15 protein-coding genes and 1 other annotated feature are annotated in these 17,865 nt (G+C 44.9%); of the genes, 4 read left to right on the top strand and 11 right to left on the bottom strand.

All coding sequences use genetic code 11. The annotated features are described in order from the left end of the window. Positions 1–12: 12 nt before the first annotated feature. Positions 13–1,266: a tyrosine--tRNA ligase gene (gene tyrS / locus EKN16_RS04680; protein WP_125665852.1), complete on the bottom strand. Its 1,254-nt coding sequence runs from the start codon at positions 1,264–1,266 to the stop codon at positions 13–15. A 62-nt stretch (positions 1,267–1,328) separates the two neighbouring features. Continuing rightward, positions 1,329–1,603, bottom strand: a binding site (T-box leader). A 190-nt stretch (positions 1,604–1,793) separates the two neighbouring features. Here tyrS and EKN16_RS04675 point away from each other — a divergent pair. After that, positions 1,794–4,916: a transglycosylase domain-containing protein gene (locus EKN16_RS04675; RefSeq protein WP_125654083.1), complete on the top strand. Its 3,123-nt coding sequence runs from the start codon at positions 1,794–1,796 to the stop codon at positions 4,914–4,916. Positions 4,917–5,067: 151 nt separating this feature from the next. Here the strand turns inward: EKN16_RS04675 and acsA are convergent, their stop codons facing one another. Beyond that, positions 5,068–6,792 (bottom strand): acetate--CoA ligase, encoded by a 1,725-nt coding sequence (gene acsA, locus EKN16_RS04670; protein ID WP_125654082.1) that lies wholly within the window; start codon positions 6,790–6,792, stop codon positions 5,068–5,070. A gap of 173 nt (positions 6,793–6,965) precedes the next feature. On the opposite strand from acsA, the gene EKN16_RS04665 reads away from it, so the two are divergent. Then, positions 6,966–7,598: a GNAT family N-acetyltransferase gene (locus tag EKN16_RS04665; RefSeq protein WP_125654080.1), complete on the top strand. Its 633-nt coding sequence runs from the start codon at positions 6,966–6,968 to the stop codon at positions 7,596–7,598. 62 nt (positions 7,599–7,660) lie between these two features. Next, complete coding sequence (locus EKN16_RS04660; protein ID WP_125654078.1) at positions 7,661–8,839, top strand: acetoin utilization protein AcuC; 1,179 nt, start codon at positions 7,661–7,663, stop codon at positions 8,837–8,839. Positions 8,840–8,930: 91 nt separating this feature from the next. Here the strand turns inward: EKN16_RS04660 and EKN16_RS04655 are convergent, their stop codons facing one another. From EKN16_RS04655 to EKN16_RS04635, 5 genes are all read right to left on the bottom strand, one after another. Continuing rightward, positions 8,931–9,635 carry a 5'-methylthioadenosine/adenosylhomocysteine nucleosidase gene (locus tag EKN16_RS04655; RefSeq protein ID WP_125654075.1) on the bottom strand — a complete coding sequence of 235 codons (705 nt, stop codon included), beginning with the start codon at positions 9,633–9,635 and terminating at the stop codon, positions 8,931–8,933. Next, the gene (gene ccpA / locus EKN16_RS04650; RefSeq protein ID WP_125654072.1) at positions 9,632–10,639 is read right to left on the bottom strand and encodes a catabolite control protein A; all 1,008 of its coding nucleotides are present in this window, start codon (positions 10,637–10,639) and stop codon (positions 9,632–9,634) included. The genes EKN16_RS04655 and ccpA overlap by 4 nt, the downstream gene beginning before the upstream one ends. A 71-nt stretch (positions 10,640–10,710) precedes the next feature. Further along, positions 10,711–11,067, bottom strand: a complete 357-nt coding sequence (gene ytxJ, locus EKN16_RS04645; RefSeq protein WP_125654070.1) for a bacillithiol system redox-active protein YtxJ — start codon at positions 11,065–11,067, stop codon at positions 10,711–10,713. Between the two features lie 23 nt (positions 11,068–11,090). Continuing rightward, on the bottom strand, positions 11,091–11,504 hold the full coding sequence (locus EKN16_RS04640; protein WP_125654068.1) for a hypothetical protein: 414 nt from the start codon (positions 11,502–11,504) through the stop codon (positions 11,091–11,093). 136 nt (positions 11,505–11,640) lie between these two features. Next, positions 11,641–12,003 (bottom strand): VanZ family protein, encoded by a 363-nt coding sequence (locus tag EKN16_RS04635; RefSeq protein WP_232016221.1) that lies wholly within the window; start codon positions 12,001–12,003, stop codon positions 11,641–11,643. Between the two features lie 151 nt (positions 12,004–12,154). Between EKN16_RS04635 and EKN16_RS04630 the strand changes: the two genes are divergently transcribed. Continuing rightward, positions 12,155–12,679, top strand: a complete 525-nt coding sequence (locus EKN16_RS04630; protein WP_125654064.1) for a type 1 glutamine amidotransferase domain-containing protein — start codon at positions 12,155–12,157, stop codon at positions 12,677–12,679. A 39-nt stretch (positions 12,680–12,718) separates the two neighbouring features. Here EKN16_RS04630 and ptsP read toward each other — a convergent pair whose 3' ends face one another. The 4 genes from ptsP to EKN16_RS04610 all read right to left on the bottom strand — a co-directional run bounded on the left by ptsP (position 12,719) and on the right by EKN16_RS04610 (position 17,851). Then, positions 12,719–14,473, bottom strand: a complete 1,755-nt coding sequence (gene ptsP / locus EKN16_RS04625) for a phosphoenolpyruvate--protein phosphotransferase (protein ID WP_125654062.1) — start codon at positions 14,471–14,473, stop codon at positions 12,719–12,721. Then, positions 14,470–16,353, bottom strand: coding sequence for a glucose PTS transporter subunit IIA (locus tag EKN16_RS04620; protein WP_125654060.1), 1,884 nt, complete (start codon positions 16,351–16,353; stop codon positions 14,470–14,472). The genes ptsP and EKN16_RS04620 overlap by 4 nt, the downstream gene beginning before the upstream one ends. Positions 16,354–16,557: 204 nt before the next feature. Continuing rightward, complete coding sequence (locus EKN16_RS04615; protein ID WP_125654058.1) at positions 16,558–17,313, bottom strand: hypothetical protein; 756 nt, start codon at positions 17,311–17,313, stop codon at positions 16,558–16,560. 103 nt (positions 17,314–17,416) lie between these two features. Beyond that, positions 17,417–17,851: a CoA-binding protein gene (locus EKN16_RS04610; protein ID WP_125665850.1), complete on the bottom strand. Its 435-nt coding sequence runs from the start codon at positions 17,849–17,851 to the stop codon at positions 17,417–17,419. Positions 17,852–17,865: the final 14 nt, after the last annotated feature.

Raw genomic sequence — 17,865 nt, 5'->3', positions numbered from 1 at the left:
CTATAAAAAGACTTACTGAAGGATCAGTTTGACGTACTTGCGTTTACCCACTTGAATGACATCACCATTTTGCGGTGTAATATCGGCAGATGGATCATCCATTTTATTCTCATTGATCCGAACTGCACCTTGCTGGACACTCCGTTTTGCTTCACTTCCCGAAGCTTGCAAGCCAAGTGTAACGAGGAGCTTCACAATACGGATTTGGCCGTCCTGAAGCTCTGAAGCCGGAAGCACGGCTTCCTCAATATCATCAGGCAGCGCACGCTGCTGGAATACGGTCACAAAATGCTGTTGCGCTGCTTCAGCTGCTTCCACTCCATGATACATACGGACAAAAGTATGAGCAAGCTGCATCTTGGCGTCACGCGGGTGCATACTCCCGCTTTCGATTCCCTGCTGCATGGCTTGAATCTCCTGATCACTGATATCCGTAGCAAGCTGGAAGTACTTGAGCATCAATTCATCCGGAATCGACATTGATTTGCCGTAAATTTGATTAGCCTCTTCATCGATTCCAATATAATTCCCCAAACTCTTACTCATCTTTTGCACACCATCAAGGCCCTCGATCAAAGGCATCGTAATAGCAGCTTGAGTTGCCTTGCCGTATTCTTTCTGCAGCGTACGTCCCATAAGAAGGTTGAACTTCTGATCGGTGCCGCCTAGCTCCACATCACTCTCAAGTGCTACAGAATCATAGCCCTGCATAAGCGGGTAGAAGAACTCATGAATGCTGATAGGCAGACCATTCTGATACCGCTTTGTGAAATCGTCACGCTCTAGCATGCGCGCCACCGTAACTTTAGCAGAAAGCGTCACTACGTCAGTGAAATGAAGTGGCCCCAGCCATTCTGAATTGTAGTATACAGTTGTTTGCGCAGGATCTAAAAGTTTAAAAATTTGCTTCTGATAGGTTTGAGCGTTCCGCTGTACATCTTCTTCGCTTAGCTGTTTACGTGTTTCCGACTTTCCAGTTGGATCGCCAATCCGTCCCGTGAAATCACCAATGATGAGTTGTACGTTATGACCGAGCTGTTGAAATTGACGTAATTTATGCAGTACAACCGTGTGTCCGATATGAATATCTGGTGCCGATGGGTCTAGACCCAGCTTCACTTTTAAAGGAATACCTGTCGCAATGGAGTTAATTACCTTTGCTTTCAATTCTTCCTCCGGGACAATTTCCACAACCCCGCGTCTGATAAGCTCCATCTGTCGTTCTACTTCTCGTTGTTGGCTTGCGCTCAACGCTTCCCATTTCACCATTTTCATTCGCTCCTCTTCCGAATTTCTCTGTCTGAGAACACAAAAAAAACCTTCTCGTCGCAAGGGACGAGAAGGTTTTGCTCGCGGTACCACCCTCGTTAGAGCTGCCCGCACATTTGTAATAACAATGCACCCAATAAGCGGCTCTCACTTCATTATAGTAACGGATCTGTCTGATCCGGAAACAGACTACTGGCACGTTCATAGGTGAACGTCGTTCATCCGATCAGCTCGAGGCGGTAATTCAAATGACAGCGTGTACCGGTTCACACCAACCACCGGCTCTCTGATAATCACAGTCTGCGATTTTACTTTTGCCTGTCAACACTGTTCGTTATATGCAGTTTTCTTGCTACTCGTTATACCATAAAGGAGATACCAAAGTCAACGAATAAACTGCCCTAAATATATGGTAAAACAACCCAAATGTCAAAAGTTTAGACACAAACGAGCACATAATGCATGCCTTCTGCTTGAGATATATGCTATAATATTTCTGTTAATCGGAGGAGGAGTTTTATTTTATGAGTCAAGACCGTCAACAGAAGGTCGAAGGATACAGCAAATGGCGGACATTCAGAATTGTGACACTCGTCACAATCAAATGGCTATTTATATTCGGTTTATTAATTGGATTATTTGCCGGCGGACTTGCAGCTGGGTATATTGCATCCTTTGTTAAAGACGAGCCAGTCCGTGCAAGAACTGATATAGAAGCAAAGATTAATGAAAACTCCATCACTGGATTTGTTTATTTTAATGATAATGCTACACCAGTCGGTCAATTGCGTACAGAAGAGGATCGGCGGATTATTAAACGCAAAGATATTCCTCCTCAAGTCGTCAATGCAGTACTTGCGATAGAGGATAACAATTTCGAACATCACTACGGTGTTGATATTAATGGTCTGGGCCGGGCAATCAAACAAAAGCTCTTGAATGAAGATACCCAAACTGGGGGAAGTACATTAACCCAGCAGTTGGCTAGAAGGGTCTTCTTGAGCTTGGACAAGACCGATAGCCGCAAAGCAAAAGAGATATTCCTATCGCTTAGGCTGGAACGGTTCCTCACCAAAGACGAAATACTTACTGCCTATCTGAATAAAGTACCTTTTGGAACGGGAAGCAGCGGCTATAACCTCTATGGGATTAAAGCGGCAGCTAAAGGAATTTTTAATGTTACGGATTTGAATAAGCTTAACATTGCACAATCCGCTTACTTAGCCGGATTGCCGCAGCGTCCTTCGGCTTATACCGCTTTTAATAGTAAGGGCAAATTTAATAAAGCTGGCTTTACACTCGCTCTCGTTCGACAACAAACCGTTCTAACTCGGATGCTTGAAACCGGAAGAATTACTAAAGCACAATATGATGAAGCTAAGCAATTCGACATTGAGAAGTCTTTGGCTAAGCCATCCCAGAAAGCATACTCAACGTTTCCATATTTAATGCTGGAAGCAGAACGCCAAGCTGCTGAGATCCTGCTTATGCAGCGCAATCCGAAGCTGACGATTGCAGATGTACGCAAGAAAGAGAATGCTCCTCTAATCGAGGAAGCCCGTGAGCAATTGCTTCGCGGTGGTTACCACATCTTTACGACTATCGACAAACAAGTGTACAACTCGATGCATCAAATCGCTGCTGATCAAACAAATTTCACGCCAGACAGCAAAGAAAAAGGCGTCGAGCAAATAGCAGCCATTATGCTCAATCAAAAAACAGGCGCTATCATCAGTATGCTGGAAGGCCGAGACTTCTACACTGAACAGATGAATCATGCCACTCAAATGACTAGGCAGCCAGGCTCTACAATGAAGCCAATTGCGGCGTATCTACCTGCGATTGAAAAAGGACTCGTTCAACCGGGCAGCATTATCGACGATGCTCCAATGGTTTTCAAGGACGGCCAGAAAGGCTTCCACATCCCTATGAACTCCAATAAGAAGTTCTATGGATTAGTTACGGCACGTGAAGCATTGAACAGATCCTTGAATCTGCCTGCACTCAAAATTTTTAACCAGAAGGTGACTATTCCTGAAGCTTGGAAATTTGCCCGTAAACTCGGCATTACCACGATTAAACCGGAGGATGATTATGCACAAACCGGAGTTATCGGTGGTCTGAGCGTTGGCGTTTCCGTTGAGGAATTAACGAACGCTTATGGATCGATTGCAAACGATGGCATTTTCAATGATGCCTACATGATCAGTCGAATTACCGATGCAAATGGCGAAGTCATTTTCAAACATGAAAATAAGCCGTTGCGCGTCTTCTCAGAGCAGACTGCTTTTCTTATGACAGATATGCTGAGAACCGTCATTTCAGATTCTAGCGGTACGGCACACTCCATTGCCTCCAAATTTAAAAACTATGGGAAAATTCCTGTTGCAGGTAAAACCGGCTCCACACAAAGCTATGGAGACGTTTGGTTTATGGGCTTTACACCAGATATTACACTCGGGGTATGGTCAGGTTATGAGAAACAAATACATACGCTAACTAAAGACGGGCGTACTCGGGCTCGCTCAATATGGACCAAAATTATGAATACAGTGACTAGCGAGCGTCCAGAGCTATTCCCTACCAAGCAATTTACTATGCCATCCGGAATAGTGAAAGCAACAGTTTCTAGTGTTAGTGGTAAGCTGCCCACTGATTTGACACGTCAAATGGGAAAATTGGAGACAGACTGGTTTAACAAGAAGTTTATCCCTAAAGAACGTGACGATGCACTCGTTAAGATGGCTTTTATCGCTTATAACGGTGTCAATTACATTCCGCAGTCCACCACTCCATCTGACATGATCCGTGAACAGATTGTAGTGAAAAGGGAGAAACCGCTTGATGTCTTAATGCAAGAAATCGAAGCGGCTCAGGCTAAGCTGCCAGCTTCTAGTCGACGTTCGATGAGTCAATATTTGCCGGCTGATGCCAATCTCGATGCTCCTTCCAAGGTAGATCCTCGAGTGGAAGATGGGAGAGCGCCTAGCAGTCCTGCGAATATTCGTTTAGAGGGTCTATCTGGTGCATTCCGTGTGACCTTTACCGCTTCCCCTGAAGCAGACGTTGTTGGTTATCGCCTGTATCGTTCGATTAACGATGCGGCATATATCGGGATCGGCTCCCCTGTTCTTGCTGGGGAGGAACTCAAATTCGTTAATTATGTATCTGGTTCGAATACATTCAGTTACTATGTCACAGCCGTAGATGTAGGTGGACACGAATCGGTGCCTAGTTTAGTTGTTGTCTCAAATGGCAGTTCTTCATCCGCCAAACCACCGGGCTCAACAGGAAGCACTGGAAGCGGTGGTGATAAGGTAATCCCTGATCCAGGGAAAGTCACTAATCCACCAACAGGTGGAACAACAGAGGCGAAGCTTACCCCACCTTCCAGTCCATCTAATGTCAAAGCCCAAGCGACCAATATCGGGATAAGCTTAGCTTGGACGGACAATGCAGCTTCCGAACAAGTTACCGAGTATAAGGTTTACTATAGTGAGACCGGCAGCGGTTCCTTCAAAAAATTAGGCTCTACTGCCGTATCAGAATTCAACTATGTATCTGCTCTTTCAACCGGATTCTTTCGAGTCACAGCCGTTAATGAAGCCGGTGAATCCGTATCTTCCGAAACCGTTGAAGTCAAATAAGAAGAACTCACTTCGCCGTCTATGCGGATAAGTGAGTTCTTCTTTCTCTAAACAACAAAATATAGAGTTAGCCCCTACTTTCTTGTAGGTAATAAATAAGCCACCCTCGCATTCATCGATGCAACAGGGTGGCTTATTTTTCAGCTAATCATTAATCCTCAATCGTTGATAAATCTCCCGTTGGCAGATTCAGCTCCCATGCTTTCAAGACACGACGCATAATTTTTCCGCTGCGTGTCTTAGGCAGCTTATCCTTAAATTCGATTTCACGTGGTGCTGCATGCGCGGAGAGACCTTCTTTAACAAACTTCATAATGTCCTTCTTGAGTTCCTCTGATGGTGTGAAACCTTCACGCAAGGATATAAATGCTTTAATAATCTCCCCACGTACTGGATCAGGTTTACCAATAACACCCGCTTCTGCAACAGCAGGATGCTCAACGAGCTTACTCTCAACTTCAAATGGTCCAACCCGTTCTCCTGCCGTATTAATGACATCATCGATACGTCCTTGGAACCAGAAATATCCATCTTCATCCTTATAAGCCGAATCCCCTGAAATATACCAGCCTGGAATCCGTAAATATTCTTCATACTTCGCTGGGTTATTCCATATCTTGCGCATCATAGATGGCCAAGGTGTCTTAATGGCTAGATTTCCCATTCTGTATGGTGGAAGTTCAGCACCATTGTCATCAATGATGGAAGCTTGAACACCAGGAAGTGGTTTCCCCATCGAGCCAGGCTTGATATCCATGCTTGGATAGTTGCATATGAGCTGAGCCCCAGTTTCTGTCATCCACCAGGTATCGTGAATGCGTTGATTATAGACTTTAAGTCCCCATCGAACAACCTCTGGATTTAAGGGCTCACCAACGCTGAGCACATGCCGCAGACTCGACAAATCAAATTGATTGACGACATCGTCTCCAGCACCCATCAGCATCCGGAATGCTGTTGGTGCACTATACCAAACGGTAACTCCATATTTCTGAATAGTACTATACCAATCCTGTGGACTAAACCGTCCGCCTCGAATAACGTTAGTCGCACCATTCAGCCATGGTGCAAAAATACCATATGACGTTCCTGTTACCCAGCCTGGATCAGCCGTACACCAGTAGATATCGTCTGGTTTCAAATCGAGTACAACCTGACCTGTATAGTAATGCTGCAGCATCGCATTTTGCACATGGAATACGCCCTTAGGCTTTCCTGTAGAGCCTGACGTATAGTGAATCAATAATCCGTCTTCACGTCCAAGCCATTCCACTTCTGCCTCATCCGAGGCTTTCGCCATTTCTGCTTTGAAATCTACAATGCCTTCTCCTGCTTCAACATCATCACCATATACAATAATATGCTTAAGTCCGGGTAAGTCTTGTTTGGGAATACGTGAAAGTAATGAAGGTGTTGTTACGATGGCAACTGCATCACTATCCTGAAGTCGATCTCTTACAGCAGTTTCCATAAAGGCTTCAAACAATGGACCTACGACAGCTCCAACCTTTAACGAACCAAGCAGACTGAAATAAAGTTCAGGTGTACGGGGCATAAAAATAAAAATCCGTTCCCCTTTACTAATTCCAAGGCTGCGAAGGACATTGGCAAAACGGTTCGACTGCTTTGACATTTGTTCGAAAGTATACGATTCATCACGAATATTATCGCTGTAATATAGCGCTATTTTATCGCCTAGTCCTTCTTGGACATGACGATCGATCGCTTCATGAGCCATATTAACCTTTCCTGTTTCATGCCAAGTAAACCGAGATTCAATCTGTTCAAAATCAAATGTACCATAAGTTTCATCATAGTTTGTCATGTTGGAGCCGGTTGCCGTTGCCGGTATCCGTTCTTGATGCATGTCTACCATCTTCATCATCCTCCTAAACAATTTAAAACTTTCCCGTGGTTTCTGTCTCCAAAAGACAGTTTTTACTAGAATACGCTTTCACATTATACCACACCACTGATTACTCAACCATTCTTTTCAATTATAAGTTTTTTTGTTATAAGTAGATTAGAACTCGAAAGGAGTCGAGATCTTTGGAACATCGTAAAATAATAAATTCGGAAATTGTAGTCTTCCAAGATCGAGAATTAATTGTTGAAGGACCCCTACCCGCAGATGCATTATCTCGCTTATCCCTACATCCCGATTTGGATGCTTTTCGAAGGCCAAGTGATCAATTCAAAGCGTTGATCGAGATTGCTGAGCTCGAGGAAGGTCGTATTATCGCGACCCGAGATGGTGAAACAATCGTGGGTTACGTTACCTTTCATTATCCGGATGAACTTGAGCGTTGGTCAGAAGGTGGCATGGAGGATTTAATCGAGCTTGGCGCTATAGAAGTCGCCGATGATTATCGCTCGTTAGGCCTTGGAAAACGAATGATTAATACTGCTTTTACAGATGGGCAATTAGAGAACGCAATCATTTTCACGACCGAATATTATTGGCATTGGGATCTTGAGGGAACCAAGCTCAACGTATGGGATTATCGTAAAATGATGGAAAAGCTTATGAAGTCAGTTGGAATGATCTGGTTTGCAACGGATGATCCCGAAATATGTGCACATCCAGCGAACTGCTTAATGGTCCGCATTGGCAACGAAGTGCCTCTCTCATCTGTGGAACGATTTGACCGCGTTCGTTTCAGACAACGCTTTATGTATTAGATTAGTGAAAGCTTCCAATGCCGTTTTACTTTGTAAAACTTTAGAATGGAGGATGACAAGCGATGACGGCCAATGCCGTATTTATCCACCAACCTGAGGCAGCCAGGTATAAATTTAATGAAGATCATCCCTTTCATCCTCAACGATTGAAGCTTGCCATGGATTTGTTAGAAGAATCTAATGCACTAAGTGAGGAACAGCTTCTAACGGCTCCACATGCCGACGAGGCGATGCTTTCACTTGTCCATCGCCAAGATTACATCAATGCTATTAAGCAGCTTAGTGAGCCGTCTCCGTCGTCTGAGTGGACCTCACAAGCTCACCGGTATGGTTTGCAAACAGAAGATACGCCCTTTTTCGTTGGGATGCATGATGCTGCTGCATCCATTGTTGGCGGTTCATTGCTAGCAGCCGACTTAGTGATGACAGGACAGGCCAAACATGCCTATCACATGGCTGGAGGGCTCCACCATGCTTTTCCCGATCATGCTTCGGGTTTCTGTATCTATAACGATGCAGCTATCGCAATAACTAGAATACGCCAGCAATTCGGAGCACGTGTGCTCTATATCGATACAGATGTCCACCATGGCGACGGTGTTCAATGGACCTTTTACGATGATCCCAATATCTGCACTTACTCGATACATGAAACAGGCAAATTCTTGTTTCCGGGCACCGGCTTCGTTCATGAAAGAGGAACTGAACATGGATTTGGAAGCAGCTTTAATGTTCCCGTAGAGCCCTATACCGAGGATGATTCGTGGCTGGAGAGCTTCAGGAGCTCCTTAGAAAAAGTCACAGCTGCATTCAAGCCTGATGTCATCATCAGTCAGCATGGATGTGATGCACATGCGTTTGATCCACTCTCACATACACATTGCAGCATGCGCATCTATCAAGAAATGCCTGCAATCATTCATCGGCTCGCTCATGAATATACCGAGGGTCGCTGGGTCGCTATTGGTGGTGGCGGTTATGATATCTGGCGAGTAGTACCACGGGCATGGGCGCTAGTCTGGCTAGAGATGACCGACCATCCAATCGCTCATAAATTACGTAATAAAGATGAAAATGAATCTTTGCCTGACAAATGGCTTGCAAGGTGGCAAGCACAAAGTCCAGAAGAACTCCCTAAACAATGGTTGGATGATACCTCTAGCTGGACAGCCATACCCCGCCGCACCGAGATTGAGGCAAAGAATCGCCATACAACAACTGTAGCTGTACAGGATATATAATTCTCTAGAAACTAGCTACATACCAAAAAGGCTATTGCCATATACCATCCGCATGGGAGGTAAACGGCAATAGCCTTTTTCAATTAATAGATTAAAGCTGTTGAATCATATCTTCGATGATTTGGTGGGAATGGATAGCGGCCTCCACAGTAAATTCAGCAAAATTCACATGAGCTGATCCATCCGCATTATCTGACATGGCGCGAATAACGACGAAAGGTATCCCGTTCATAACGCATACTTGCGCAAGAGCCGCACCTTCCATCTCGGTACATGCCCCTCCAAGATCTTCATAGAGCTTATGGACGGCCTCTCTAGACGCGATAAACTGATCGCCAGATAATACCTTCCCTTTCTTACTACGGCCCGGGAAAAGCCGTTCACAGGCGTTAGTAGCGACCTCAACGAGTTGAGGGTCGGCAATGAATTCAGAAACCTCTTGAAAAGGAATCTGGCCCTGCGCAAAACCAAGCGGTGTACAATCCATATCATGCTGCAGACAAGTCGTCGAAACGACAATATCACCAATATTCAAGCTTGGGTCAACAGCTCCAGCCACGCCCGTAAATAGCACACAATCAACACCAGCATCTATCAGTAATTGCGTACAAACGGCAGCATTCACCTTGCCTACGCCAGATTTACAAAACACAACCTCGCGGCCGTGAAGTGTTCCCTGAACATAGGTAATGCCCGCTTTTACAAAAGTTCCTGTTGTCTCTACATGCTTATGCAGCAGCTCGATCTCTTCAACCATCGCGCCAATAATGCCGATCTTTGAATAAGCACTTGTCATTCTTTATTGCCAACAGACTGTCGAGTGATAACTTCATGTGGAAGAACAACCCTCGGATTCTCAACAGACTCTTTCTTCATAAGTTTAGTTAAGAGTCGCATAGATACGGCACCAATATCGTACATCGGCTGTGCAACAGTAGTTAGCTGTGGTCTAACCATAGAAGCCATACGGCTGTTATCCACGCTAATAACGGAAATATCTTCTGGTACCTTCAGACCAGCATCTTGAATGGCATGAATCGCACCGATCGCCATTTCATCTGTAGCTGAGAATACAGCAGAAGGTTTCTCTGCCAGCTCAAGGAAATATTTCATGGCTTCAACACCGGACTCATAACGATAATTCCCGATTCGCACCATGTTCTCATCATACGTAATCCCAGCCGTTTCAAGCGCCCGCTTGTAGCCTTGAAAACGCGAATAACCGTTAGCTGGATCCTGAAGTGTACCGCCAATCATCGCAATCGAACGGTGCCCTTGCTTAATGAGTGTCTGAACAGCGTCAAATGCAGCACTTTCATGATCGATATCCACAGATGGAATCGAACCGTTCTCGTCAGTCGTCGCACATAAAACAATCGGAACATTGGCTGTTTTGAAAGCTTGCAAATGCTCGTCCGTAACTGCTCCGCCCATAAATAAAAGACCATCCACTTGTTTCTCAAGCAGTGTGTTAATAACACGGATCTCTTTGTCTTTCTTCTTATCCGCATTACACAAAATAATATTGTAGTGATACATATTGGCAATATCTTCAATGCCTCGTGCAACTTCTGCAAAGATTGCATTGGATATGTCAGGAATGACTACTCCGACAGTCGTCGTTTTTTTGCTTGCTAAGCCGCGTGCAACCGCATTCGGACGATAGCCGAGTCGTTCGATTGCTTCAAATACTTTCTTCCGCGTCTGAGGTTTCACGTTCGGGTTATTATTAACAACCCGCGAAACCGTCGCCATCGAAACGCCTGCTTCTCTTGCTACATCATAAATGGTTACCGTCACGGTCCTTCTCTCCATTAGTTCAAATTTTTATCTCGCGCCGTATTACTTTATCGTAATGATACGACAAAATACTACTTTTCGCAATGTGTACGGAGATGGTCATCTAATGTCGAGTAAGTTATACTCCAATGTGATGCATGCCATATTACCGTGCGATTCTCCAAAAGAATCACTTGAGGCGATTCATGCTTAATAGCAAGCTGCTCTGAAATCAAGTCTGAAACTACTCTATTCTCAATCACGTTTACAAGCACAACATCGAGAAATATGCCACCAGCATCCTCGATCCAATTCAGTAATTCATCAAGCGCACCACTGCTTATAGAACAGCTTGTGCTATGTTTGAAAATGAAAAGTGGTCTATGAAGAGATGCGGCATACGCTTCTTCCCACTGCTGGACGCTTGTCATTGGAACGATCCGTTCCATGAGCCATTCTCCCGCCTTTACCTTTAGAATTGCATCAGGCTGCGGCTTAATTGATTAAGCCGTTTATGTATGTCAGCAATCCAGGCTTCATCTTGAGTGGACTGTGCAAAATTCAATAAATCAAGGAGCGTGTTGATTCGTTCTTCCGTAAGTCGTTTCATAATGGCTGCATCGGAAGGTTTACGTTCACTGTAAGCATCAACTAATACATTGGCCCACTCGTTCCATTCATTGAACAAATACGTTTGTTTGACAGGGAAAGCCCCTAGTGTTCCGATCAACCCGGTTAAGTCTGGTTTTACCTCAGGAAAAACTTCGCTGCGACTGCATGAAGGACAAGAGAAAATCGGTACATTGTCGATTTCCACTTTTCCTGAATAGATGACTGTGCGCAGCTTCATCGGCATTATATCACCGCAAGGACAACGCTTTTGCAAAATGGTCCACTCCTTCTCCTGTCACCTGCAGCCTGTCTACGTATGCGTTACAGGAGGGTGCTCGACGATTAGGTATTCGACTCATTTTGTATAAAGTCCTTCTTCAGACTAAATAGTAATTTTTGTATCTTTCTGGTTAATTTGCTCCTCTCCGCCATACTCTGTGAATAGGCGGTATTGCAACCACAATCATTGCAATCGCAGCTCCGATACAATCGTTGCGAATGTCATAAATATCCGGTGTTCGACCTCCCACGAAGGTCTGATGATACTCATCCGTTAACCCATAAGCTCCACATAATAGAACAATCAAAAGCTTGAAATGCAAGCGATCTGCCCTTCTTCCAAAGCCATAGTCCAGCGAAAAAGCTAAGGCGAAATAAGCAACAAAATGGCCCCAATCGAAGCTTTTCATATTCGGGAAAATGGATTGAAAGAAAGGTAATAGTACGTTCATATCGCTGCTCGTTCGGGATGATAATATGAAAATTGCAATCATGATCCCTAACGATGGTAGAAAGTAGAGTAGGCTGCGCTTCCTGCGCTGAGCATAGGAACCGTTCGTACTGTAAGTTTGCTTCATTCGTTCACCTTCGATACAATAAATGAGATAGATGTACCCTCGCAAAAACTTTTAGGAGGAAATAGAAATGACCTTACAAGGAAAAAATGTCATTTGTTTGCTTGATGACGAATTTGAAGATTTGGAGCTATGGTATCCGGTTTATCGCGTTCGCGAGGAAGGTGCTACCGTATTATTCGCAGGACCTGAGAAAGGTCGAACTCATATTGGTAAATACGGCGTTCCCGCCAAGGCAGATTTGTCCTTCGACGAGGTGGACAGTGCAGCAATAGACGGCTTACTTGTTCCTGGTGGATGGGCGCCAGACAAGCTCCGTCGCTATCCAAAGGTCCTCGAATTAGTTAAAGAGATGGACGCTGCTCGCAAGCCGATCGGTCAAATCTGTCATGCCGGCTGGGTACTGATCTCTGCCAAAATTCTGCAAGGTCGCAATGTCACTTCTACTCCAGGCATTCGGGACGATATGGAAAACGCAGGCGCTACTTGGATCGATGAAGCTGTAGTCGTTGATGGACATCTGATCTCCTCACGTCGTCCGCCAGACCTGCCACCCTACGGTAAAGCATTTGTTGATGCACTTCGCGGACAATAGAGAAACACCAATCGCAAGTCTCATAAGGGTATCCTCTTACTAATGTAAGGATGATGCCTTGTCAAGGATATCAAGCTTGCTTTGAAATACAGATAGTTCTTTATGAATCTGCTCGCTCGTCCGACATTGCAATAATTGTTCAAATAACGAACGGCTATCCTGCTGATTGAGGCGGATTAGCCGTTCTTTTATCGGCAGAATGGCATGTGCCGACATACTGAGCTCGTCAACATCAAGGGCGAGCCAGATCGGTAGTGCATCAATATCCCCAGCCAGCTCTCCGCACACGCCAATATGTATACCGGCTCGTTTGGCCGCTTCAATCGTTAATTTCAGCATACGGAGCACAGCAGGATGATAAGGCTCATACAAGTGTGAGATTTGCTCGTTCATTCGATCAACCGCCAATGTGAACTGTACGAGATCATTGGTACCAATACTGAAAAAATCAACTTCCTCCGCCAGCATATCTGCTATCATAACCGCAGCAGGCAGTTCAATCATAATCCCCACTTCAATGTCAGCATCGTAGGAGAGCCCTTCCGCTTGTAATTCTTGCTTGGATTCCTCAAGCAGTTTATTAGCCGCAACAACTTCTTCGACCGAGGAAATGAGCGGATACATAATTTTGACCTTCCCATGGCTGCTTGCCCTAAGAATTGCTTTTAGCTGCGTTTTAAACAAATCGGTTTTATCCAAACAAATTCGAATCGCGCGGTAGCCTAGAAATGGATTCTCTTCCTCAGGAAGCTCGAAATAATCTAAGTTTTTATCCCCTCCGATATCAAGCGTACGAATGATTAGAGGTCGACCCTCAAGCTTCTCGGCAACTGTACGGTAAACCTCATATTGCTCATCTTCCAGCGGAAGCCGGTTACGATCCATATATAAGAATTCCGTTCGGAACAATCCAACTCCGTTAGTACCGCTCGCTAAAGCAACATCCAGCTCCTTCAAAGAGCTTATATTAGCCCCAAGCTCCATTTCTTTTCCGTCTTTAGTAACCGGACGAACGCTCACGATACCTTTTAACCGAACAGTCGCTTCATTATTAAGATGCTGCAGCTCTGTATATTCTCTTATTAGATGATCCTCAGGATCCAAATGTACGACACCTTTGTCGCCATCAATGATGATAGAATCCCCGGTCTGTATGACATCCTCCATCATCTTTGTTTCGATCCCTACAACAAGCGGTATGCCTAATGCACGAGCCATGATGGAGGAATGTGAAGTCGTACTTCCAACCAAAGTCGCAATACCGAGAACATGATTCGTATTCAGATGAACCAACTGCGAGGGAGAAAGCTCCTTGGCAACCAGAATAAACGGCTGTGTATCAGAAGGCAACGTAATCTCAGGAGCACCTAACAAATGTTTGAGAAGACGGTTGCCAACATCCTTAATGTCAATTGCTCGTTCCTTCATATATTCGTCATCCAGCAGATCAAACATGGTCACAAAATGATCAATGACCTCTTTAACTGCTACTTCTGCTGCTTTGTATTGCCGTTGAATAATGCCTTGTATTTCATTCATAAATACCGGATCGTCTAAAATCGCCAGATGCGCATCGAAAATATAGCTTTCCTCCGTGCCAACAACTTCGCGCAGCTCATCCTTCATTTGTTCAATTTCAACCTTGGATGTACGGATGCCTTCATACAGACGTTCAAACTCACGGGCTAAATCGCCAACATCGATTTTCTGCTCTGGCAAGTCCCATTCCCAGTTAGGCAGTACGAATGCTTTGCCGATTGCTATTCCCGAAGAAGCTCCAATTCCTTGAATCATACCGTTTCCCCTCCACCGCTTCTCTCTTTTAAAACGACAGACATCACAGATGCTTGACCCCGTTTGACCCCTTTAAACGGAGCAAAGCTCCAAGAGCTTACTCGATCCGAATTCGTTATCACCATCGGAGTGGCGAGTGATTTGCTGGCTTTACGGATATAAGGCAAATCAAATTTGATGAGTAATTGACCTGGCTTAACCTGATCGCCCTCGTTGACGACAGACTTAAAGCCCGTACCCTTTAATTGCGAAGTATCAATACCAATGTGAAGCAGGACATCAAGCCCCTCTGGTGTACGAATTCCGATTGCATGCATGGAAGGATAGACGTGAATGACTTTTCCAAGCACCGGAGAAACCAATTCCCCTTTATCAGGAATGAACGCTACCCCATCCCCGACCAACTTACCTGCAAATATGGGGTCAGGCACCTCGCTAAGCGGGAGCATTCTTCCTTGCACGGGTGAACAGAATAAGACCCTCGATATATCACGGCGGATGGCTTTGTCCATTTCCTCGCGAATAAGCTCTGAATAAGTGCCGAATACGATCTGAACATTGCCACCGCCAAGTCTTATGACACCTGCAGCACCCAAATGTTTTAGCGCATTAATATCGATCAGCTTATCACTGGATACCTTCAGACGGAGTCTCGTGATACAAGCTTCCATCTGTACGATATTATCTTTGCCCCCGATTGCCTGTAAAATAAGTGGTGCGCGGTAAGGAATGTCCCCTGCCCACTCATCAAGCTGTGAACCCTCTTCCCTTCCTGGCGTCGGTATACGAAACCGGCGAATCGCCCAACGGAAAAATCCATAATAAAGAGCACCGAAAACGAGCCCAATCGGGATTAGCAGCCAACCTCGCGTCGCTAAATGCTCATTAATAAGAAAATCAATAGCGCCTGCCGAATAAGAAAATCCAGAACGAATACCAAGTTCATAGGTAATCCACATCATTAACCCAGATAAAAGCGCATGAATAACGAATAAGTAGGGTGCAACGAATAAGAAAGCAAATTCAATCGGCTCCGTTACTCCCGTGAGGAATGAGGCAAGCGCAGCTGTGAGAAAGGTTTTGCGAATTTTCGGTTTTAAATCCTCGCGTGCTTCATGGATAATGGCAAACGCGATCGCCGGCAGCGCGAACATCATCGTCGGATACAAGCCAGCCATAAATGCACCTGCAGATGGATCTCCGGCAAAAAAACGAGGCAGATCACCAAAGACCATGACCCCATCAGGCAACTGGAATCCACCGACTTGGAACCAGAATACGTGACTAACCAGATGGTGTAGACCGAATACGACTAATATCCGGAGGACAAAACCGAATAAGAAAACGCCAAAGCCTCCACCGGAGGAGACGATATCACCTAAACCTATTAATGCATGATGTAAGCTAGGTGCAAGCTGAACCATAATAATCGCCCAAACCGCTGAGAATAGACTCATAGCAAGCGGCACAAATCGAGGTCCACCAAAGAATTGGATATATTCAGGAAACTTAATGGTTTTGAATCGTTCATTAAATATACTGGTGACAATACCGATAATAACCCCAGTAAACACCGTGGGCTCAAGCTCATAATGGCTTGAATTGATAATACCTGTATAGATAAACATGCCCGCTAATGCAGCAAGTCCCGCGGTACCCGCATTGCTAGTCATCCCCATGGCAACACCAAAGGCAAACAAATAAGGCAGAAACGAAAATATCGCTTCTCCTGCAGTCTGCAAATAGTTGTGCATACTTGGAATTCCCATACTTGCCCAAGGCAAGGCACTTAAGCTAAGAAAAACGGCGGCGCCTGGCAGCACGATGGTCGGCAGCATTAAAGACCGTCCCAACTGCTGCAAGTGACCCATGATGTTCATTCGGCTCCTCCTAAAAGTTTTCTGTAAGAAAACTGGCTTCGTAAGCGTATTCTAAAAGTTTTCCATAGGAAAACTGGCTTCGTTTCTACTGTGTATAAATCGTAAGCCTTCCAGCCAGCTTTGTCAAAATAAAACAGCGGACCTTTCGGTCCGCCGTTCCGTTCCGTTATTCTTCATTCTGCTTCATACCGTTAGCCCAAATAACTAAAAACGTTGGTTCATCCCATAATTGCTTTGTCCGGATTGCTGGTAAGTACCTGCAACGTTTTGTTGGTTCCCAGAGGAATAGCCCACTCTAGAAAGCACGGGTCCAGCATTGGATGATGAATTCGTTGCTTGGTATACCGGGTTATTTTGGGTTACTGCATGTGCGTTAGAAGCAAACTGGTTTTGGTTGATCATACCCATGCTGTTGTTTCCACCCATATTACCAAATCCGCTTTGTTGTTGCGAATATTGGCCTTGGGTTTGGTTAGATTGGGCGAAATTCGGTCCAGCTGTATAACCCAAATGGGAGATCACTGGTTGCTGCTGCGAATAATTCGCAGTACCTTGTTGGTTAGAATAGTTATTGCTATAGCCTTGTGATTGTGACGGGCGGAAATCCTGCCCAGCTGTATAACCTACATGCGAGATAACAGGACCAGCAGATATGTTGCTGCCGGCAAAATTACTATATCCCGAATGTTGTTGCTGTTGTTGTTGCTGTTGTTGTTGCTGTTGTTGTTGCTGCATATTGCCTTGGTTCGAGGACATACCGTAACCTTGCTGAGTTCCAGCGGCATAGCCTACATGTGAAATGACCGGACCACCTGAAGATTGTTGACTTGGAATTCCTTGATAGTGCGACTGCACATATCCCAGAGGTTGATACGCATTGGATTGATTATTGGATTGTTGCTGCTGAGCATTGAATAACCCCTGGTTTTGGAAATTCCCTTGTTGGTTCGATGAGTTCACGTGTTGTCCTCCTTGAGAATATGAGAATTTTACTTCAAGCAAGCTTTTCTTCGCTCCTTGAAGCCTCTCTTATTGTTGGGAAGACATCACTTTTTTATAACCGTTAGGATTTGGGTTTTCCATTAGGCAGCAGGATGGAATCTTCTACCTTTATGCAGCGATCCATAACGACCTGCAGTCCGCCTTTTTGGGCAATTTGGGCCGTTTCCTCTAGAAAAACACCTAATTGCAGCCAAATCGCTTTTGCACCAATGGCAATCGCTTCCTCGGCAAGAGGTGGAGTGTGCTCGCTGCGCCGGAAAACATTAACAAGATCGACCTGATCCGGAATATCTTTGAGTGAAGCATAGCTTTTTTCACCAAGTATGGTATCTGCATTCGGATTGACCGGTATAATTCGGTAACCTTTGTTCTGCATGGCTTCAGATACCATATAAGAAATTCGTTCAGGGTTGTCGGACAAGCCAACAACAGCAATCGTATGTGAATGTTCCAATAATACTTTGATTTGATCCCTTGAAGGATTCTCAAACGCCATTCGAATCACACACC

Source organism: Paenibacillus baekrokdamisoli (assembly GCF_003945345.1).
In the GTDB taxonomy this organism is placed as follows: Bacteria; Bacillota; Bacilli; order Paenibacillales; family Paenibacillaceae; genus Paenibacillus_Z; species Paenibacillus_Z baekrokdamisoli.
Note: the sequence above shows the minus strand (reverse complement) of the source record. Positions and strands in the feature narration are given on the sequence as shown.